Raw genomic sequence first — 21,134 nt, 5'->3', positions numbered from 1 at the left:
GACTCACGTCGTAGGACGGACGGCCTTGGCCAGCCCTTCGCTGTCGCGGACAAGAATGCCGCCAGGGACGTCGGGGGAGAGCAGTGGCGCTGGCGACGATGGCACCTAGTACACCGTGCGTCCGTGTGTCAGGCAGCGGCCGAGCCGGACGGCGGGCCGTCGTCCGTCAGCAGGGACGTCGCCCGGCCGGCGTCTCTGTCTGCATGCTCGGGCAGGTAGCGGCTGGCCTTGCCGTGCCACGTCACCACCAGCTCGTCCCGGGCCCTGGTGGCTGCGACGAACAGCAGGGAACGCGCCCGTTGCTCCTCTTGGCGGTACCGGGCGGGCTGGCTGAGCCGAAAACCCTCGATGCGCTGGTGTGGCACCAGTCCTTCACTGACGCCTGCCAGGAACACGCGCTGGAACTCCAGTCCCTTGAACCTGTGCAGGGTGCCAATGCGTACGGTGTCGATGTCGGGTGGGCCGTCACGGCCGATCTCACTCACCGGGATCTGGAACGGCTTGTCTGCCAGAGCGTAAGCGAGTTGGCTGGCGGCGGCCTTGTCCGGCACGCTGACGGCCATGGCCGCGTAGGGAGTGCCGTAACGCTCGTGACGCTCCTTGAGCAGGGTGGCGATGGCCCGCATCTCCGTCTCCCAGTCGGGTGCCCGCCAGTACTGGGGGGCCAGCCCGCTCAGGACGGAGCGGTAGCCGTCCAGTGTGTCCGGCCGGTCGTCGAGGTCGTCGAAGTTCTCGCCGCGCACCAGGCCCTGTGCACTGCCCAGGATCTCCCGTGTGGTGCGATAGTTCAGCGTCAGGCGGCGGGACGCTCGCCCCCGGGCGTTGATGCCGAGCCTGCCCAGCACCACCTGATGGGAGTAGATGCGCTGATGGGCGTCGCCCACCAAGAAGATGTCGTCGGGGCCGGGGGCGACCATCGCGCGTAGCATCCGCCAGTGCGAGGCGGACAGGTCCTGGGCCTCGTCCACCACGATATGACGGTAGCGGGGCTTCAGCCACATACCGCTGCCGGCCTCGCGGTGGATCAGATCGATTCCGCCGTGCTCTTCTTTGTACCGCGCCTGTTCGGCCGCCCTGGCCATGCGGCGCTCCTCGATTCGGGCGGCCTCGTCGGCGATCAGCGCGTACGTGGTGCGCCGGGGTGGCCCAGCCAGATGGGCGCGGTACGCCTCCACCAGCTCCCACACCTGACTCCGGTCGGTACGCTGCAGCACACCCCGGCCGCGGCGCTCGGCGCGGAAGTACGCGCGGGCGGTGCCGCAGTCCTGGGCGAGGATGACGTGCTTGAACTCCGAGTCGAGGAAGTCGGCGTCGTAGTCGAAGACGCCCGCCGCGGCACATACCGTATGCCAAAGGCCCATAGCCTCCTCATCGCGCAGGGGAGTGCCCAGCACAGCGGACGGGTGCTGCTCGACCACCTCGCGGGCTAGCTGGTCCACGGACCTGACGTCGACCCGGCGCAGGAGCGCGTCGCCACCGAGCTGGCGCAGGCGCTGTTTCAGGTCGGCGGCGAGGTTGGTGTTGTACGTGGTCAGCAACACGGGACGGTTCTGGCCCGGGGGCAGCTGTGCGACGAGATGCCGCACACGGTGGAGGGCCACCACGGTCTTGCCCGTGCCGGGTCCTCCGGTGACCTTCGCCGACCCCTTGAACGACATGGTGGCAAGCCGCTGTTGCTCGGGGTGGAGGAAGAGCCGCCAGGCGTCGAAACTGTCGCCAAGCGCGTCCAGGACGGCCGCGTCCTCCGTGCTGACCTGGGAGACCGGCCGACGTGCCGCCCGGGCCCAGTCATGCGGGTCGACCTCGTCCTCGGCCTCCCACTGGCTGGTGATGTGCCGGCGCACGTCGTCCGGCTTCATGCCGTCGTGCAGCGCCAGCAGCACATCACGGGTGAGCCCCGGGAGGTTGTGGCCGAGCACGGCCGCCAACTGTCGGCTGTCGGTGATCCGCCGCAGGGCCGGCAGCAGGGACGCGATGACGCCCAGCCCAATAAGGTCCTCGTCCTCGAAGCGGGCGAAGAGAGGAACGGGCAGAGGGGAGGGTGAGCCGCCCGATTCCGGGGCGGTCTCCGCCGCAGGCGGCCGACCGGTCGCCTCGACAGCAGTGGTCGCCCCCTCGCCCGCCGGGGATTCCCCTGCCCCGGCGCAGTGGCCCGGCTGGGGGCGGGCGGGCATCGCGACGACGTTGGCGCTGACCTCGCTCTGGTCCACGAGCTCGACGCCACCCGAGACCGTGTTGATCTCCACGGTCAGCCGGGCGAGTTCGTCCCGTGCGGTGGGGCCGACGCGTACGGCCAGCAGACTGAAGCGGTTCTCCTCGGTCTCCAGCAGCAGCCCCATCCGGGTGCCGTCGAGCGTGGCGAGGAACAGCCGTCCGTTGCCCCCCGCCTTGCGCAGCGGGGCCAGGCGCAGGGCGCGGTTGGACCGGTCCGCCCGAAGCCGGCGGACGAAGTCGCCCACGGCGTTCTTCGTGCCCGCGTCCAGCCGTCGGATGTCCTCGTTCGCCTGCGGTGTGACGGCGACCTGTGTCCTGACCGCGTGGCTCATCGCCGGTCCCCTCCCTCTCCGGGGGCGTTTCCGGAAACCCTCTCGGAAACTCTCCCGGAGGTGCCCCCGGAAACGCCTTCGGAAGCGCTCTGCTGCCAGTCGCGGAGCAGGGCGGCGAGCTCTTCCTCGTCCCATGCACCCGGCGCCCGGACGTGCCACCCCGCCGCCGCGCACTCCGCCACATAGGCATCGTCCGCCGCGTCCTCGGCCAGAACGACCGCGATCCTCCGGTCGGGCCAGGCCAGTTCGAGCGGCCGGGAGATGCCATCGGCGTCCCAGCCCGCCTCGGCGGCCCGCACATCGCCGCGCTCCGCGAGTGCCCGGGCGAGGGCGTCGACGGCCGGGTCGCCCACGTACGAGAGCTGACGCCGGACGAGATTCCAAGCGGCCCGCTCCAGAGCCGCGACATGCTCGGGGGCCCTGCCTGCCCCGGGCTCGGTCCGGGCAGCAGGCGTCGGCGCGGCTTCGCGCTCCGCGTACGGCGGCTCCGGTTCCGGTTCCGCCACCACCAGTCCGGTGCCGGCCAGCTCCGCGCGCAGCGCCGTCAACAGCCCGTCTGCCCGGACGGCCGTGGCCGCCAGCAGCCCCGCATCGAAGGAGTCCAGTTCGCTGCGGGCGAGCTGGAGTCCGTCCGCGCGGCCCGCCCCGGTCGGATCCAGGAACTGGAGTACGTTCCCCCAGCACAGCCACGCCTTCCAGCGCCGCCGGTGCGCGGCGCTGTCACCGGCGACGGCCTCGGCGCGGTCGTCCAGCACGGCCAGTGCACTCAGCCCCTGCGGCTTCACCCGCGGATCGCCGATCAGTACCAGGGGCAGCCCCGAGGCATCGGCCACCGGGTAGAGCTTCAGCCCCTCACCGCTGACCGGGGGACGCTCGTCGCCGCGCAGCGCCGCCTCGATCCACGGCACGGCCGCCTTCGGGGCAGCGTTGACCACCTCCTCCCGCCTCGCCAGAGGCAGCAGACCCATCACACACAGCCGGGCCAGAGCGTGCCAGCGCCGCAGGTCCGGGTCGGCCAGGAAGCCGAGCAGTGCCGGGATGGCGCCCGCGAACAGCCGGTCCATCTCGGCGGGATCCTGCCGCTGCTGGGCCCATCGCTCCCGGGCCCGGCCACCCGGCGTCTTCTCGCCCTCCACCGGGTACGGCGGCCAGGCGGCCTGCGCCGACGGCCCGGCGAGCGCCGGCGCGAGCACCCGCGCGGCCTCGTCCCCGTCCGCCGCGGCGCCCCGCCCGGCCCGGGCCCGCAACTCCTTCTCCCAGGCCATGACGTCGTCCCAGGTGATCTGCCAGACTAGGGTGCCGTCGGCACGTAGCCGGGCCCGCTTGGCAGCGTCTCCGGCGATGCGGTTCGTCTGCGCCGAGGCGTGCCAGCGGTAGCCGTCCAGATAGACCGCCACCGGCATCGGCGGCGCGCCGTCCGAGGTGGTCTCGCCCGCGACCGGCCGCAGCAGCAGATCCGGCACGGTGCCCTGCGCGTGCAGCGGCTTCTGTGCCACGACCTCCCAGCGGATCGGCGAGCCGTCCCGTCGGCGCAGCGTGATCTGCTTGCCCTGGCGGCCGGTCGGTGTCTCCTCGTGCCCTACGTCGGACTGGTTGGCGGGATCGGCGAGCCAGCGGTCGAGGCAGTCGATGAACCGCCGTTCCAGGTCGCTCTGCGCCTGCTCGGCGAACCGCCGCCGGTCCTCCGCCTCGTCCTCCTCCCGGCCCGCCCGGTCCTTGCGTACGGGCTTGACCGCCCACCGGCTGCGGCCGTCCTCGCCGAGCGTGTCGTCGAGCATCCACAGCGCCTCCCGGCGGTCCAGCAGCCGGTAGTCGCGCTCCGGTGCGTACCCGAGGAGGCACAGGTGGCAGGCGCGGCGCGAACCGTCCTCGCACGGGCAGTCCCGCAGATACGCCTGCGCCGCCGCCAGTACGGTCCGGAACTCCTCGCCGTCGCCCTCCACGAGCCGCTGGAGGTATCCCGTCCCGCCGGGCAACGAGTCGTACAGCACCAGGTAGTTGCGGCTCAGCCCGCTCTCGCGGTCCGGCTCCGTGCTCGGCGTCGACCGGATGTGCGCCGGGTCCCCGCCGTAGCGCAGCGCCAGCCCCAAGTGCAGGGCCGCCGAGAAGGACGCCAGCCGCTCCGGTACGTGCAGGGTCGCGGCGGGCAGCAGGATGCGCAACGCCTCTGTGCGGTGCTCGGTGGCGGTGATCACCCGGCGGTCCTGGGCCTGCGTGGACCGGTCCCGGCGCCGGGTCGGGCACCAGGGCCGGTGATGGGCCAACTCCGGCCGGGCGGCCAGCGATTCGGACAGCTCTTCCTGTACGGGAACGTGCCCCGGCTCCCGGTCCGTGGCGCCGCCGCACAACGGGCACAGCACGAAGGGCGTGATGGTGACCTCGGTGCCGGCGAAGTACGTGTCCGGCCGCCGACTGAGCTTTGCGGGGCCGAGGTTGAACCGCCGGATGACCGCCTCACGCACGTGGTCGACACCGAAGGTGGTGCCCGAGTGCCGCCAACTCTCCTTGATCGCCGCGGGGTCGATGTCCACCGCCGTGGCCGTGGAGTAGTGGCGCTGGGTGCGCGAGTCGTGGTCGTCGATGATCCGCGCGTCATCCCGCTTGTCCCGGGACGTGACCTTGCGCGGCACGATCACATGGTGCAGCGCGGCCCGCCCGCCGATCCCGGGCCCCGCACAGCGCGGGCATGCCGACGTGTCTGCTTCGGCGTTCTCGGTACGGACGTACCCGCACTCCCGGCAGACCCGCCAGGCGACCACGGCCGAACGCGCGCCCTCCTCGCCCTTCTTGGGGCGCGGCCCCAGATCGAATCCGTCGATCTTGTGGCGATAGCCGAGCACGTAGTACGAGTTCCCGGGCGCCAGCTCGGTGAGAGCCGACTCCCATGGCCGGTCATACGGGCGGATCTCGGTACGCCACTGCGACTTCGGCGCCTCATCCGACCCTGACCCCGCCACCGGTCCGGATCCGCCGCGGTCGCGCCGGGCCGGCTCCTTGCGGGTCAGCGCGGCCTCCAGCCGGACACCGTCCTCCACCAGGCTGTAGTTCGGCAGCAGACCCCGCTCGACCAGGAACGCCTGTGCCCCTGCCTGCGCGAACTCCTGTAGCCGCTTGGCGACCGCGGCCGCCTCACGGTCGAGGTTCCGCTTCTCCCGGGCCTCGTCGTCCACGTTCTCGTGGAGCGCCTCCGCCGCGATGTTGATCGCGGCCCGGCGGTCCACGAGCTCGGCCCGCTCAGCCTCCCAGGCGTCCTCTGCATCCCTCAGGTCCTTGGCCAGCTTGCCGGCGGCGAAGCGGCGCAGCGCCGTACGGGCATCCCGGGAGGCCCCCGAGTCCGGCACGCCTTCGATCTCGGGGAAGAGCCTCAGGAACTCCTCGACCAGCTCCATCCGGCCGGTCACCGCCTGCTCGAACCGCCGCAGCCAGCCGACCCGGCCGAACAGCGCCGTCACCCGGTCGGGCAGCGGCGTCACGCCCTCCAGCCGGCCCCGGGCAGCCAGGTCGATCAGATGCGCCACGTACTGCCGGCGCAGCAGCTCGCCCGCGGACAGGAAACAGCCCGGAGGCAGGATCCGGCCGGCGATCAGGTGGCGCGGCTCGGACAGGTGGTACAGGGCACGCGGACTGGTGTCGGCCAGCGACACCATCAGCGCGTTGCCCGTCGACCGGCCGGCCCGGCCGACCCGCTGCACGTACCCGGCGGTGCTCGGCGGCAGCGACGCGAGGATCACCGCTTCCAACTGGCCGATGTCGATACCTAGTTCCAGGGTGGGCGTACAGGAGAGCACATTCGGGTCGGTGTGCCGGACGCCCTGCCGGAAGCCCTTCTCGATCTCCTCGCGGGCCTTGCGGCTCAGCACACCGGTGTGCTCGGCGGCGACCACGCTGTACGGGTCGGCCTCCCGGTACAACCGCCGGTAGTAGTCGGCCCGGAAGTCCCGCCCGGCCCGTCCGGGAGCCTGCGCGGAAGGCACCGCCAGCTGCCCCGTGCACCCCTTGAGCGGACAGGCCAGCCCCTGCCACACCGCCACCCGCTCTGGCGGCACGGTCTGCGTCCAGCCGCACTCCGGGCAGGCCAGCGCCGCCCCTGCCGTCTGCTCGTCGCTCAGCGGCCGCACCCGGATGTGCCCGGGAGTGAGCCCGTACACGCCGTGCCCCCTGTTGTTGCCGCCGGCGTTGTTCTCGCCCGTACGGCGATAGGCGAGCGCGCCCACCTCGCCGTCCGCCAGCCGCGGCAGCAGCTCCGCGAGGTAACCGGCCGCCAGGGACCGGTCCATGTCCAGGCAGCGCGCGGCGAAGTCGGTGTACCAGCTCTCCTTGGTATCGACCCGCTCGAAGTCTGTCCGCCCCGAGCGCGCCCCGACCAGGACGAAGGCCGGCGCGTCGGAGTTCCGCCCGAAGGCCTGCATACCCTCGGGCCGCCCGGTCCAGATCGTGTAGCGGTTGCGCCCCTCGGCCTCTATGAACCCGTCCAGCCAGGTGTGCCGGATGCCGCCGCTGGTTCGTACGTGCTCCAGCAAACCCCGTACGAACCCTTCGAAGCGGCGCAGCCGTTCGGGTCCGGACGCGGGCAGGGCGCGCCGCGCCACGCCTTCGGCGCCCTCCGCGCCGCCCTTGCCTTCCTGGCTTTCCTCATCCTCCTGTGCGTCCTCCGGATCCACCGGCAACTGCCGCCGCAGGTGCTCCTCGTACAGCGCCTCTGCGACCCGGGCCGCGCGCTCGGGGTCCGGCAGGAACACCTCCGCCGCCACCGTGCGGGTGAGCTCCAGGGTCCGGCCCAAGCGCGAGTTCAGCCCGAATTCCAGCAGGGTGTTGAACGCCAGCCGCTCCCCGACCAGGTCCCAAGTCCCCTTGGGCAGGCGCTTCTTGCCGGCCAGCAGTCGCTTCACCCCCTCCACATCGTGGAGGTCCGGTGGCACGACGGAGGAGAGCAGTTTCTCCTTGTCCACCGACGCCCGCTTCACCAGCGAGGCGATCAGCTCATTGAGCGGCACGCCGTCCGCGCCGTAGTCGGGCTCCTCCGCCGAGCGCTCCGCCAACTGCTGGTGCACAAGCGCCCGCAGCGAGAACTTCCAGGCCCGCGAGGCAACGAACCCGGCCCGGTGCGCCGCGTCCTGCACGGAGTCGTTGAAGATCAGGGTCTTGCGCCGGTCGTTCCCGTCGGCGTCCTCCTTCGGCAACTCCCCACCGGTGAACAGCTGCGTGACGGCCACCGACGCAAGCGGCGCGACACCGGCACCCAGGAAGCGGATGCCCTGCGCCTGCCCGCAAGCCGGGCAGCGGTCCTGCTTCGCGTACTCGTCCCGGTCGGCGTTGTCGAACCACGTCTTGACGAACACCCCGTTCTCCGGGGCCTCGGCGATCGACCCGTCGGCGTGGAACACCTCGTCCGGGTCGATCCGGCGCAGCGCCTCGCCACTGTCCTCCAGCACCAGCACGGTCGCCTCGCGGGTCGCAGCCCGCCGCCCGCGCCGCATGCCGTGGTCCAGCGCCTGCCGCGCCTGCTTGGCCGCCTCCGCGGGAGTGGCCGCGATCATGGCTCGTACCCGCGCCTTGCCGGCGCCGCCGCTCGCGCTGAGCCGGTAGATGTCATCCGGCGCGGTCACCAGGGAGCTCGGGTTCCGCTCGGGGCTGATGGCGCTCCAGCCCGAGCGCCCGCAGTGCCGGCAGTACGCCGAGGGCAGTCGCCCGGTGCGGGCTGCGGCCCGCCGCCGCTCCTCCTGCTCGACGGACGCGACGGCGGCAGTGGCGGCCTGATCGGCGTCCGTCCAGGAGAACACCGGCCGCGGTGAGACGAACCGCAGGACGCGGGAGAGCGAGCGCACCCATAGGTGCGTCTCGACGAGCAGGAGCGGCCGTTCCTGGCCGGCGGGCGCGCCCGGGTCCCGGGCCACCGAGATCAGCGCGATGAACCGGGCCAGGGCCTCGGCAGCGTCCTGCGGGTCCTGTACCGCGGCCACCCGCCAGGAGGAGCTCGCGGGGAAGGCGGCCAGGATCTCCTCGGCGGTGAGCGGCTGATCCACATCGGCGGTCAGCAGATCGTGGGTGAGCGTGTGCGCGAGGAGCCGACGGCCCATCTCTCGGGCGTCGGAAGTGTCGCAGCCGAGCACGGCCCGGGACAGGGCGTCCAGCCCGCCGCCGTCGGCGGCAGCGGTCGGATCAGGCAGGGCGACGAGGTCGGCGGGCGCGGGCAGCGGCAGCGTGAGGTCGACGGGGCGGAGGAAGGAGTTCAGCTCTCGCCGGTCCTCCCCGACAACCGCGTCGTCGGGGAACCGCACCCCGAACACCTGGGAGGCCACATCCAGCATGGCGCGAGGCCCGGTCCCGCCACCCTGGTCCTGCCGGTCGCGCACGGGCGACTCGCCCAGCGTCGCCGAGGTGGCGACGGGGCAGATCGAGCCGAGCGGACGGCCCTCCTCAGCGGCTCCGACGACCGCCCCGAGGCGGCGCAGCAGCATGGCGACATCGGTGCCCTGCGCGCCGTCATAGGTGTGGAACTCGTCAATCACGATGTACGCGAGATCCGCGTCCACCCACAGTGGGGCGTCCTGCTGCCGCTGGAGCAGCAGGTCCAGCATCTTGTAGTTGGTGATGAGGATGTCCGGCGGATTCCGCCGGATCTCGGCCCGGTCCACCGCGACCCGCCCATACGGGGAGCCGTTCTTGGTGGAGCTCGCCTCACCAATGTAGAGCCCGGCGGTCACGTCCTGCAGCCGCTCGTCGTCGAGCAGCTTGCCGATACGGTCGGCCTGGTCCCCGGCGAGCGCGTTCATCGGGTAGAGGAGCACGGCCTTGACTCCGTGCTTGCCGGCCGCCTTCGCACGTCGGCAGTGGTCGATGACCGGGACGAGGAAGGACTCGGTCTTACCGGAGCCGGTACCGGTGGTGACGAGGGTCGGCTGGGGGGCGTGCCCGCCCTTGGTGGTCAGCCGCGTAAAGGCCTCGGCCTGATGCGCGTACGGCCAGAAACCGCTCTTCCACCAGTCGAGATGCTGCTGCCAGCCGTCCTCGGCAGCCCGGAAGGGCCGCCGGATGCGGAGGTAAGGGCCACGGAACAGCCCGTCGGCCGGGTCGGTGAGGAAGTCGGTGAGCGCGGCCTGGGTAGCGGGCTCGGCCAGCGCGAACGTGGTGGTCAGATACTCGACCGTCGTATCGCGCAATGCCTGCGCGGCGAGTGTGGGTTTCATAGCCCCCGCCGGCCCTCCCGTAGGTCCTGCACTTCACTTATCGCTTCACTCACGATCGCGACCACTCTACGTGCGGGGTCTGACAGCGGTGCCGGATTCGGCCGAAAGAGGCTGGTGGGAGGGGGCAGGGACGGTCTGCTCAGTCGGAGGAGGCGCCACCATTGGACTTGTCGGAGGGCGGTAGTACGTCAACGACGTAGGAGCCCTTGTGCGGGAGCGTCTCGATCAACCCTCGCTCCCGAAGGTCCCGCAGCGCACGCCGGATCGTCCGGTCGGCAACGCCATGCGCCTCGGCGAGCCGCGTGATGCTGGACAGGGCTCCGCCCGGCGGGATGCGTCCCGACCGGATCTCTTCCTCGATGACGCGTGCGATCCGCTGCCACTCGTACTCGGCCATGCCTTCAGCTTCGCGCGGTGCGCCAGGCTCTACATTGGCGGCCCATGGTGCGGCGATCCCTACCGTGGTATACCGTGGTGCATCGCAAAGGAGCCCCCGCAACCGTTGCAGCGGCTCGGGGGCGTGGCCACCAACCCCGTGGAGGTTGATGACAGTGGGCATTATCCATGCCTTCCTGCACTTGTTGCTGGGCGTGTTCGGGGCGACACCGGGCTGGCATTCTGCCTGCCACCCCGACTTCCGTCCGGCGGACGGAAGGGGCTGGTCCGGCCAGCGCGCCTGCACGGCGGGGGCTGTGTGGGCGGTTCGGCCCGGCAGGGGGCCGGGCCACGCGGCCCAGGTCCCCCTACGGGCTCACGGAAACGTTCAACGGAGAGGACACCGCCCTCGTCCGCCCCTACCTGGTCGAGCACGAGCGGAGTCAGGAGCGCGCCCGCCAGCGGCGGCGGCGCCTCACTCTCGTGATGGCGGCGGACTTCGGCATCGATTTGGACACCCGGAACGTGCACGCGGCGGGGATGGCCTGGTGAGCGAGCCGACCCCCAGCGCGCCGCCGCGGAAGTCCATCCGCATGTGCGTGCGCTGCAACCACATCACGGACGCGGCCATGGTCGTCTCCGAGGTGCACCAGAACTCCGGGCCCGGGTGGAACGTGTACGCGTGCCCGGAGTGTGCGCCGCACTTCCCGCCGGTGCCCGATGTGTTCGACCGGCCGCAGTGGCCTTGACCTCAACTGCGCTTGAGCTTCTAGGGTCGGCCGCATGATCTTCACTGAGAGGGAGCGCGAGTACCTCGCGGCCCAGCCCCTGGCCCGCCTGGCCACCATCGGCCCCGACGGCCATCCGCAGGTTCGCCCGGTCGGCTTCCGGCTCAACGACGACGGCACCATCGACATCGGCGGGCCCGCTATGGCCCGCAGCCAGAAGTACCGCAACGCGCAGGCCCGCCCCGATGTCTCCGTGCTGGTCGACGACCTAGCACCAGCCGATGACGAGGTCGCGGGCGGGTGGGGGCGCGGGGTCGAGGTCAGGGGCCGCGCCGAGGTCGCGACCGTCGACCTGCCACCCGTTTCACCCGACCACTTCAGCCGGGACATCATCCGCGTCCACCCGCAGAGGGTCATTACCTGGAACCTGGAGGCACGCGGCACCACCGCCCGCGACGTCGGGTGACATGGGGGCAAATCCGTTGCCTCAGCCCCGCAGGCTGGAAGCGGTCGGTGGAGAAATCGCGCAAGTTGCAGCCCGGTCAGCAGCACCAGCCGCGTCAGCGTCCCGGTGGGGAATCGTGACCGCGAGGGTGGGGAATTACGTGACGCTGATCATGCAGATCGTGGCGAATTGTTTGACCGTCGACAGGCTCACGAGCCCCGGAGCTCTGCGAAGAGCTGATGCGTCCACGCCCCGCTGGATACCGAGGCCCACCCTGGAGGACACCGTGAGCACACAACCGATTCACTCCGACCCGCAGCCGATCCCGTGCACACAGAACGCCGTCGCCGCCGCGTTGCCGCCCGCGCAGCGCATGGAGTTCTACCGCGAGATGGGCGAAGCCACCCCCGAGACGATCGGCCACGTCCTGACGAACTGGTGGCTCTTGGTCCAGGTGGCAGGCGACCCTCAGACCGCTCGCACCGCGGCCGCGGTGAAGGCGCGCACCGCGCCTGGTCGCCCTGCGTCCACGGTCATGCGAGAGCTGCGGGAGCGCGGACAGCGAGCGATGGCTCCGACCGGTACGAGGGGCCCGAAGAGGAAGATCCTCTGACCCTCTCACCCCAGGTCGAAGGGGTCCTCTTCAGCCTCGGCACCCCCGGCCGACGTGATGTCGGCCGTTTCCTCCGCCATGGTCGAGATGCGTGAGGCCCTGGAACTGGGCGTGCTGCCTCCGAGTGGCCGGCCGCTCCCGGGCATTCCCGGAGCGTTCGTCTCGCCCATGCCGCGCGGACTCGGCCTCATCGAGTTCCACGAGACCGCCACGGCCAAAGGCGAGCGCGGGTTCTACCTGGCCCGCGTGATCAGAGCCGACGACTATCCCACTGAGTTCTGAGCCCGGCTCCACCGTGACCTTGCGCCGGTCCAGCGGGGTGGCCCCAAGGGGGCTTGACGGCCGGTTGCCCTCGCTGGGCGAGTCCCACCGCCCTGCGGTCTCGGGGGTCGATCAAGGAGCCCTAGCGAGTCAGGCCGACGGCAAGTCCGCCCCGTTCCCCTGGGGGAGGTGGGGCGGACGGCCCCCGACCGCGTGGGTGCCGGGCCCTGTCTACTCGTCCGCCGAACCCGGTGGCTCCGTGTCCCCGGGCTCCCAGCCGGCAGCACGCATTCGCCGCGTGAACTCCGCGTGCGCGGCACGCATTTCCTTCACCCGGTCCGCCCGATACAGCGGCCCCTCGTACCCCTCGGGCACATTCGCTTCGAGCGGGAAGTTCTCATGCGAACTGAGCTGCTTCCAAGCGTCCTTCGGCTGCCCGTAGCCGTGCTGCTGGTGCGCCTTGGCGATCCGTCGCCCGGTCGCGTCGAACCACATGTTCTCCTCGTACTGCTGGAGCACGGGGAAGCGGGCGCGGTACATGGCGACGAGCTCATCAGCGCTTATGCCTAGCCACACGGCCACTAGGGCGTCGATCTCTACGAGTGCCGCACGCCGCTCGAACTCGCTGCGGAGAGGCGTGCTCCGACCCCATTCGGACTTGATGCCGTCGGACAAGGGAGAGAGTGTCGAAGGCCACGCAGTTCGTGCGGCCCAGATGTCCTCTTGCCATTCGGGGGGGTGCAACTCCGCCCACAGCTCGTCATATGCCTCAGTCTGGCAGTTGAGGCGAAGAGTCCGTAGCAGTAGTGGCTGAGTCAGCGGGTGGCCCAAGGTGGGAGCTGGCATTGCCGCTGCGTCAGAGACGTCCAGATGGCCGCGACCTGAAATCCTGAGTGCGTAGTCGAGCGGAAGTGAGGCGAAGAATCCTGCCAGGAGCACTGTCTGCAAGTTCGTCGCCAGCGCTGTACTGCGCACCGCATGAACATGGGTGACGCCCGGAGGCATCAAGCTGGCAAAGAGGCTGCGCTCAGTATTCGATGCGATCATCTCTCGCCACACGACGCGATAGAACTCGGAGCACGGACGGGCACTCGCTACCCTCAGAAGGGTACCCACGGCCTGCTCCCGTGCTGCCTCGATTAGGTCAGGCTCTGCCGCTTTGATATCGGATTCGGCGGCGTGGACGGCAGCCGGGCAGTGTTGTAGTTGCGCGAAGCGCTCGTGATCCAACCAGCGATCGTGGGCAGCGATGAATCGCGCACGCTGTCCCGCTGGGCGGTAGTTGGTCCGCGGAACCTCGTCATCTGCGAGGTCCTTTGCAACCCAGGGCTCCACTTGAAGCGACGTACGGGCGCCCTCGATCGGCCGTTTGGCGAAAGGCGTAGCAATGCCGAAGAAGGGCCCCTGAAGGATGACGTCTTTCCAGCTCCGTGCAGGTCCCGAGTCCCAGGTGAAGTAGCCGGCCGTCCGGTCGTTCTTCTCGTGAAAGCCAGGGCTAATGCGCGGGCCCAGCGCAGCGAGCCGGTGCGGCCATCTGGCGAGGGCGGTGATGGCAGACTTCTCGGATTCGGTGACGGGGAACAGAAGCTTGGCCTCTTCGGCGGGCGGAGGGTTTTCCTCCCCTGCCAACTTCTGCCACTCGGCCAGAGTGGCCCCATCCACTGTGATAACACGCTTGGCGTGTGGTCGAGTGTCCCAGGTCCCATCGTACTTGATCCCTGGGGTTTCCCCTGAACCGTTATGCCACACCGAGTGTGTGAGTACCAGGGGATGGAAAAGCCAGCTGATGTGTTGGAAACGGATCTCCTGCGCTGCTGCATAGATATTCACGCTGAAGTGCGTTGTGTCGCTCACCGGGGGCGCGAAGAGCAACTTGGCGTTTACGAAGTCCGCGTGCAGCCGCAAATGACGGTAGGCCGCTCGTCGGAGTGCCGCCTCCTTGGCGCCGGTGAAGTGCGTGGCAGGGTGAATCAGCCCCGCAACTCCCTGATCACCAATTGCCCGCCAAGACAACAGCATGAACGCCCGATACAAGTCAGGCTGTGTCCCCACTAGCTCGCGATAGGCGTCCACCGACGCCAAGTACCCCGACATCGCCGCCGAGTCCGCCAGCTCGCCCATGAAAGCCGACCGCGCATCCCCTCGGGCCAGCACCGCCGCCTTGCGCTCCGCCCAAGCCTCATTACTCGGCTTCTCCGCCAGTTCGAACCACGGCTCGAACTCCGCGAGAACGCCGCTCTCTTTCCACTCCTGCTTGACCCACGGCGGATTCCCCACCATCAAGTCAAACCCGCCCCCCGCAAACACATGCGCGAAGTCCAACTCCCAGTGGAAGAAGCCCCGTTCCTTCGCGATCCGCACGGCCGTCCCGTGCCACGGGAAGACGTCCCCCAGGTTCAAGGGGTCCACCCAGCCCGAGATCTCCGTCATCTTTTCGTCGAGGGACTCCTCGAACTCGTCAAGTTTCTTAAGCCCCTTGACCTTCGGGATCTCAAACAGCGAGCCGGTGTCCTTCCCCGGCTCCGCATCCACCCGGCCGACGACCGACTCCGCGAACTCGATCCACTCGTCTAGGTTCCGCAGCGCCACCTTCCGGTCGCGGCTGCCCTTGCTGAGCTTTTTGCGATCAAGGTCACCGTCGAAGTAGTCCGGCGCCGTGCCGTCCAGGAGCGAGACCTCCTCCAGCGGCCAGAACCACAGTGCGCACCACGCATCCATGACCTGCTTCAGCCGCCAGTACGGGCTGCCCTCCACCTGGAGGGCCTGACGGACGGCCTCCCGGTCCATCACCGGGGCCGATCGCTCCCCACGACCCTCCGCACCCCACACCGGAATGTCGCGGGAGATCTCCTGCTCCGACAGTTCAAGCCGCAGCTTGACCAGGCCCCACAGGTACTCCACCCGCTCGGCGAGGGCCCGCAGGCGCCCCGCCTGCCCGTAGGTACCGTCGTCTGTACTCGCGTCCACGCCGCGTCGCGCCTGGGTGGCGCGCTTGGCGGGAGCCGGTGCCGGGGCCTCGACCGGCGGCTCCGCCGAGAAGTCGAAGCCCGACTGCTCCCAGATCTCCAGGCCCAGGTCGAGCGCGCCCTGACCGGTGCGTGCCTCCCTTTTCAGGACGGTGGCCTGGGTCGTCGGAGCCTTCTCCGACGGAGACGGCGACTTCTTCTCGCCCTTCGGCGCCCGGCGGATGCCCGAACGCCACTTCTTCATCGCCTCGATGAGCTGAGGGTCGAGCCAGTCGGCCACCGCCCCGGCCACCACGCTCTGTCCGGTGCTCTTGCGTACCGACACCGAGTCGAAGACCGAGCCCCACCCCAGCGCCGGCAGCAGGAACTGGTGCACCGGCCGGTGGACGCCGGTGCCCGTCAGCTTCTCGGTCAGCGGGACCGCCTTCGGCGCCTGCTGGTCGGAGGCCTTCAGCCAGCCGCCCTTGTCCAGAGACTGACCCGGGTAGACCTTCCGCGCCGCTCCGATCAGCGAGTTGCCCCGGTGCAGGTGCAGCCCGTACCAGGGCGCCCGCATGCCCGGGTACATGGTGTTGAGCCACAGTGAGATCTCCGCCAGCTCCACCGCCGTCTTGTTGAGGTCGACGCCGTACGCGTTGTGCAAGGCGATGTATGCCTTGGCCTTCTGCAGTTCGCGTGGGTACTCCTCCGGGTCGATCTGCTCGCCCCGCTCGTGCTGCGCCAGCTTCAGATACAGCTCGGCCAGCTGGTTGACCGCCTCGTTCAGGAACGCGCCGGAGCCGAGCGCCGGTTCGCACACCCGCCAACGGAGCACCTCCGCCGCCGTGACGTCGGACTTCTCCGGCTCACGCGGGTCCACGCGGCCCTCGTCGTCCAGGCGGAAGCGGAGCGTCTGCTCGACGGTCGCCTGAGTCAGGGACTCCGGCGTGTAGTAGGAGGCGCTCGTCTGGCGGTCGCGGCCGGCCAGCCGGTACACGTACGAGCCGACCGGGTGCACCACCGAGTCCGGCTCGCCGGTCTCCGGGTTGATGCCGTCTTCCTTGACGAAGACGCTGTCGCCCGGCGCATCCGAGTACAGCCCGCTCCGCACCTGGTCGGCCGTGATCAGCCAGGACCCGCCCTCCGGGTTGCCGCCCTTGGCGACCTCGTACATCGGCTCGGTGGCGATGAAACCGGTGTACGACATCAGGCCCTCGTACACCGCGCCCAGGTGGTTGATGCTGAGGTTGGCGTAGCTGATGAACCCGCCCCGGCCCTTCCCCCGGCCTTCGACCAGCGTCAGGTGGCGAAGGACCTGGTGCAGCACCTTGTTGCGCAGGCGCAGGTCCAGGCACTTCGTCGGGGCCGGAGAACCGTCGGGGCGGACCGGCCCCGGGTAGGCGATCCGCTGCCCGACGAGCCTTATCGACTCGGGGTCGAAGAGCCGCGAGCGCAGAGCCTCGATGCGTACGCTCTCGTGGCCGTCGTCCTCGGCCAGCTCGGGCGCCTCCTCGATCGGCGCGCTCCGGTCGGTGACCGTGTTCGCCACCGGGTGGCCGGTGAACACCTTCTCGAAGAGCAGGGCCAGCGACTCGTGGAAGTGGAACCGGTCCCGGGATGCGCTGCCCAGTTTCTCCTGGACGATGAGCTCGCGCAGCCGGGCCACGCCGTACCCGGTCGCGTACGCCTCGCTCTTCACCGGCAGGATGTCGAGCTCCGGCCGGGCCTCCGCGTACAGCAGGAACAGGATCCGGTACAGGTAGCGCAGCGACTCCTCGGTCAGCAGGCGCGGCAGGTCGCCGGGCTCCTTCAGGGCGTCGGGCAGCCATTCCGGCAGGTCCTCGGGGTGGACACCGGACTCCTCGCGGGCCCGCCGCAGCACCTCGTTGGCGATGAGCTGGACGGACTTCTGGAGCCCGACCCGGAGTTCGGCGGTCACGCCCACCGAGTGGTCCCGGGACTCGGCGACCAGCTTGGCGATCTTGTCGTCCGAGCCGTCCTCGGCGGGCCGCAGGGACGAGGCCGCGAAGATCGCCGCGATCAGGTCGATTTCGTTGGCCTTCGCCCCCTTCGCCGCCTTGCGGGGCAGCGCTGTGTCCAGGTTCACCGCCAGATAGCGGCCACGGGAGAACTCCTGCCGGTCGGCGAGGATCACCACGCCGCCGAAGAGGAGCAGCGCGTAACGCGGGGCGTTCTCCGCATTCAGCACCCATGAGGCCAGCTCGCGGACGGTCGTCAGCGTCTTCGAGGCCGAGAGCCGGACCGGGGCGGGGAGGAGGTTCGCCGGACCGTCGCCCCGGGTGGCATCCAGATCCTCCGCGAAACCACCGGTCAGAACGAGGACGCCGGGCTCCGAATGGGCCACGGGCACGGCCACCGGGCCGGTCGGGGTGTGGGCGGTGAAGTGCCCCGGCCGCGGGGTGAAGTCCAGGGCCTTCAGCAGGCGTTCGTGCCACCCGGCCAGTGTGGCCCGCCATTCGCCCTCGGGCGCGGTGTCGGCTTCGGCCTCCGAGGGCGTCGGCTGGAAGGCGGGCGGTTCCATGTCCGGGCCCGTGGCCATCAGGGCGGCGGCAGCAGCTTCCTGCGCGGTGACGGCCGCCGCGTACGGCAGCGCGTTGTACTTCTCGGCGTCCGGGCCGAGCACGGCCCGTACGTCCATGTAAGGGCGGGTCAGGTCACGCAGGTTCTGCCGGGGAGTGGTCTGTCCCTGGCGCTCAAGGGCCGACCACTCCTTGAGGGGGCCGCTCGCGAGCTGCTTCGGCAGGATGTCGTCCAGGTAGAAGGACGGGAAGTACTCGCGCTCGTTGATCAGGGAGTCGAACGTCACGCCTGCTGCTCCTGCTCGCTGTTCATAGGGGTGCGGTCGAGGGGACGGGGACTCATGCGCCGGGCTCCAGCACGGCCAGGACCCGGACCATCGGGTCGCCCGAGGTCCGGAGCCGTGCGGCGGCCTCGGCCAGGCGGTCCGCCGCTTCGTCACGGGTGGAGCGGGTGAATCCAGGGAGCAGATCCTGCCGCCAGTCGCCGACCTGCTTCTCGTACACGCGCAGCGGAGCGTCGACCTCCCTGTCGGCGATCTCCCGCAGACCGTCGAGCGTCCGCCGGGTCTCGGCCACGGCCTTGGGGACCAGCGGTTGGAGGTCCTCCAGTGAGCCCGGGGCGTAATGGTCGGGCATGTCAGGGCCGATGCCGAGTTCGGCGAGCAGTTCCGGGGTGAGTTTCCGGACCCGAGGCTCCGGCTCGTCGAGGCGGTCGATCGCGAGCCAGGCGACCAAGGTCGGCCGCCCCTCGGCGTTGGACCACACGCCCTGGGTGAGGACCACGGGCGTGGGCGCGACCCGGGCATCGACCTGGAGGACCTGGGCCTGCTGACGGCCGAGCTGGACGAGCACCTTGTCGGTGATCCACTCGACCACCGGGTGGAGTTCGCCGACGTAGTGGGCGTCCGGCCAGAGCGAGGACGAATTCGAGTCCTCGCGAGCCCTCTTGAGGGAATCGGACGCATCCTCGCGGCTGAAGGTCAGTTTCATCCGGCGGGCGATGTTCTGATCGCGCAGATAGCCGGGCGGCAGCACGTCGAGCCGGTCGGCCAGGTCCTCGGGAGTGTCGAAGCTGAGGTCGGTGCCGGTGAAGGCGGTGTTGAGGCGGAACGACTCCAGTTTGGCCAGCTCGTCCAGGCCGGTGCGTACGTACAGGAGGCGGTTCCGCTCCGGGGCAGGATCGAACAGGCGCAGCTCGTCGACCGTCGGGATGTCGGAATCCTTAGTGGTCGAGGCGGGGCTGTCCTGCGCCGGTTGTGTCTCTTCCGGAGCGTTGGATCCGTAGTCATCCAGGTCTATGTCCAGGTCGAAATCGAAGTCCGCGTTGAAGCCCGCGTCGGATCCGGAGGCGTCGGCCTCCGCCTCCGCCGGGGCCGGACCGGTGCCGAACTCGCTCATTGTCCGGCGCGCGACGGGGAACTCGGCGGATAGGCCACTGCCTTCGGTCAGCGCCTCCACATCGACGGCCTGGAGGTCGGCGACCGCCTCCTCGGGCGGGGCGTCGCGGAGCAGCGCCTCCATCACCCGGCGCTCCTCCTTGCCCCAGTCGTCCTCCTTCGTGGCGGCCTCCACCGCACCCAGCACCTCGTGGACCCGCGCCTCGCGGGCGAGGACCTTTTCCGCGACGGTCCGGTCGTCCAGGGCGCCCTCGACCTCGCTCCGCAGGATCAGCGCCCGGAATTCGGGGTTCTCGCGCTGTCCGTACCGGTCGATGCGGCCGTTGCGCTGCTCGACCCGGATCAGGCTCCACGGCAGATCCCAGTGCACGAGGTGGTGGCACTGCCGGTGCAGGTTGACGCCCTCGGAGGCGCCGTCGCCGGTGAGCAGCAGCCGTACGTCGCTGCCGGCCCGCGCGAACTCGTCCACGTAGTCCATCTGGACGGTGTCGGAGACCTCGCTGTGCATCACCTTGACGGCGGCCTCACCGTCCTTGGGCTTCTTCCAGCCCAACAGCGCGGGAAGTACCGCGCCGAGCCAGTTGAGGGTCTCGCGGCGCTCGGAGAACACGACCGCGCGGGTCAGGCTGCCCGGTCCGACCTTGATCTGGCGGAGATAGCTGACGAGGGCAGCGAGCTTGGCCGTGGCCGCGGCTCCTGACACCGACGCCTGCTCGACCTCGCGCGCCAGCTCCGTGAGCCGGAGCAGCGAGGCGACCTCCGGCACCCCCGAGTGCGCCTCCGCACCGGTCAGCGGCGGATCGGTGACGTTCTTGTGCCCTTCCGGCAGGGCATGGCCCAGGCTGGCCAGCTTCTTGCGGGCCGTCACGAACAGCGCGCGGTGTGAGGACAGGAAGGACTTCAGCAGCACGTACGGGAAGAGGTGATCGGCCCCGCGGGGATCCGGATTCCTCAGCCAGTTCTCGGTCAGCTCGGCGAAAACGCGCTCCTCCAGCTCGCCTGCCGCACACGGGATCGGCTTCGACTCGCCACGAGGCGCCCACGCGCCTTCCAGCGCCTTGGCCACCTCCTTGCTCACCTTGGTACGGCGCAGCATGAGGTGGTGCAACTCGGACGCCTTCGGGTTCTGCTCGTCCTTGACGGCCATCGGGTCCAAGAGCCGGACCAGGCCGGTGAAGTCCCGCATCACACCGTTGTGCGGGGTGGCGCTCGCGAGGATCAGGGCATCGGTCTGCTTCGCGAGCAGCTCAGCCAGGATGCGGCGGTCGCTGCCGCGGTTGATCAGGTTGTGGGACTCGTCGATCACGACGGCGTCCCATTCGATGTCCTGGAGCCAGGCACCGTAGCGCTTGGCGTTCTTCAGGGTGTCCATCGAGATGATGACGCGCTTGTAGTAGGTGAACGGGTTCCGGCCGACCGGGATCTTCCGCTCGATCCGGGAGATGCCGACACTGTCCAGGCGGACGAGGGGCAGGGAGAAGCGGGTCCACATCTCGTGCTGGAACTGCTCCAACACCGGCGCCGGGGTGACCACGAGAATGCGCTCGCCGCGTCCCCGGCGGATCAGCTCACCGAGCAGGATCCCGATCTCCAGGGTCTTGCCGAGGCCGACGACGTCACCGATCAGCAGGCGCGGCCGCAGCGGATTCGCCAGGGCCTTCTCGGCCGGCCGCAGCTGGTAGTCCATGCGATCGAGCAGAAAGCCCTCAGTGAGCGCGAGACGGCGCTCGATCTGGGGAAGCGGGGTCTTGCGCAGCACCGCCTCCAGGAAGAGCCGGCTGAGACGGTATCCCTCGGATGTGTCGTGGACGAGTCGGGTGTCCTCGGGGCGCAGAACGCGGGGCATACCGTCGAGTGAGGTCAGGAAGCGTGCCCGGTGCCCGCGGACCAGCTCGGAGGCGCCGATCGCCTCGATCAGAAACTCGCCGGGGCGCACCTCGCGAGGGTTGTTGTGGACCAGCCACTCCTCGTCCCGTACCTCGATCACCGTGCCCGCCGGGGGCGGGCCCGAGGGGAGGTCGGACGCTGCGTCGGGCATGGCGGGCGGTTCCTTTCGACAGGCCGGCGGCACGCGCGCCGGACTCGGCGCACGAGGTT

The 21,134-nt window shown here is 70.1% G+C and carries 9 protein-coding genes; 4 read left to right on the top strand and 5 right to left on the bottom strand.

Annotation, left to right across the window (positions count from 1 at the left end; translation table 11 throughout):
• Nucleotides 1–128: 128 nt before the first annotated feature.
• From SNOUR_RS14210 to SNOUR_RS46175, 3 genes are all read right to left on the bottom strand, one after another.
• On the bottom strand, nucleotides 129–2,546 hold the full coding sequence (locus SNOUR_RS14210; protein ID WP_067346957.1) for a UvrD-helicase domain-containing protein: 2,418 nt from the start codon (nucleotides 2,544–2,546) through the stop codon (nucleotides 129–131).
• Nucleotides 2,543–9,733: a DEAD/DEAH box helicase gene (locus SNOUR_RS14205; protein ID WP_067346955.1), complete on the bottom strand. Its 7,191-nt coding sequence runs from the start codon at nucleotides 9,731–9,733 to the stop codon at nucleotides 2,543–2,545. Before SNOUR_RS14205 ends, SNOUR_RS14210 begins: the two co-directional genes overlap by 4 nt.
• A 139-nt stretch (nucleotides 9,734–9,872) precedes the next feature.
• On the bottom strand, nucleotides 9,873–10,130 hold the full coding sequence (locus SNOUR_RS46175; RefSeq protein WP_067346954.1) for a winged helix-turn-helix domain-containing protein: 258 nt from the start codon (nucleotides 10,128–10,130) through the stop codon (nucleotides 9,873–9,875).
• Nucleotides 10,131–10,656: 526 nt separating this feature from the next.
• On the opposite strand from SNOUR_RS46175, the gene SNOUR_RS42910 reads away from it, so the two are divergent.
• The 4 genes from SNOUR_RS42910 to SNOUR_RS14185 all read left to right on the top strand — a co-directional run bounded on the left by SNOUR_RS42910 (nucleotide 10,657) and on the right by SNOUR_RS14185 (nucleotide 12,176).
• Nucleotides 10,657–10,857 carry a hypothetical protein gene (locus SNOUR_RS42910; RefSeq protein WP_079142625.1) on the top strand — a complete coding sequence of 67 codons (201 nt, stop codon included), beginning with the start codon at nucleotides 10,657–10,659 and terminating at the stop codon, nucleotides 10,855–10,857.
• A gap of 34 nt (nucleotides 10,858–10,891) precedes the next feature.
• On the top strand, nucleotides 10,892–11,302 hold the full coding sequence (locus SNOUR_RS14195; RefSeq protein ID WP_067346952.1) for a PPOX class F420-dependent oxidoreductase: 411 nt from the start codon (nucleotides 10,892–10,894) through the stop codon (nucleotides 11,300–11,302).
• A gap of 265 nt (nucleotides 11,303–11,567) precedes the next feature.
• Nucleotides 11,568–11,894 carry a hypothetical protein gene (locus SNOUR_RS14190; protein WP_159425860.1) on the top strand — a complete coding sequence of 109 codons (327 nt, stop codon included), beginning with the start codon at nucleotides 11,568–11,570 and terminating at the stop codon, nucleotides 11,892–11,894.
• Nucleotides 11,895–11,972: 78 nt separating this feature from the next.
• On the top strand, nucleotides 11,973–12,176 hold the full coding sequence (locus SNOUR_RS14185) for a hypothetical protein (RefSeq protein WP_159425859.1): 204 nt from the start codon (nucleotides 11,973–11,975) through the stop codon (nucleotides 12,174–12,176).
• A gap of 210 nt (nucleotides 12,177–12,386) precedes the next feature.
• Here SNOUR_RS14185 and SNOUR_RS14180 read toward each other — a convergent pair whose 3' ends face one another.
• Nucleotides 12,387–17,744, bottom strand: a complete 5,358-nt coding sequence (locus tag SNOUR_RS14180) for an Eco57I restriction-modification methylase domain-containing protein (RefSeq protein ID WP_159425858.1) — start codon at nucleotides 17,742–17,744, stop codon at nucleotides 12,387–12,389.
• Nucleotides 17,745–17,979: 235 nt separating this feature from the next.
• On the bottom strand, nucleotides 17,980–21,075 hold the full coding sequence (locus SNOUR_RS14175; protein ID WP_067346945.1) for an SNF2-related protein: 3,096 nt from the start codon (nucleotides 21,073–21,075) through the stop codon (nucleotides 17,980–17,982).
• Nucleotides 21,076–21,134 lie beyond the last annotated feature (59 nt).

Origin of the sequence: Streptomyces noursei ATCC 11455, from assembly GCF_001704275.1 — a bacterium.
In the GTDB taxonomy this organism is placed as follows: Bacteria; Actinomycetota; Actinomycetes; order Streptomycetales; family Streptomycetaceae; genus Streptomyces; species Streptomyces noursei.
The sequence above is the reverse complement of the archived record's forward strand: the minus strand, read 5'-3'. Positions and strand labels throughout refer to the sequence as shown.

Bases quoted from the DNA above. Each gene is read 5' to 3' on its own strand.
- SNOUR_RS14210 (WP_067346957.1), bottom strand. From the start codon at position 2,546: ATGAGCCACGCGGTCAGGACACAGGTCGCCGTCACACCGCAGGCGAAC.
- SNOUR_RS14205 (WP_067346955.1), bottom strand. From the start codon at position 9,733: ATGAAACCCACACTCGCCGCGCAGGCATTGCGCGATACGACGGTCGAG.
- SNOUR_RS46175 (WP_067346954.1), bottom strand. From the start codon at position 10,130: ATGGCCGAGTACGAGTGGCAGCGGATCGCACGCGTCATCGAGGAAGAG.
- SNOUR_RS14195 (WP_067346952.1), top strand. From the start codon at position 10,892: ATGATCTTCACTGAGAGGGAGCGCGAGTACCTCGCGGCCCAGCCCCTG.
- SNOUR_RS14185 (WP_159425859.1), top strand. From the start codon at position 11,973: ATGGTCGAGATGCGTGAGGCCCTGGAACTGGGCGTGCTGCCTCCGAGT.
- SNOUR_RS14175 (WP_067346945.1), bottom strand. From the start codon at position 21,075: ATGCCCGACGCAGCGTCCGACCTCCCCTCGGGCCCGCCCCCGGCGGGC.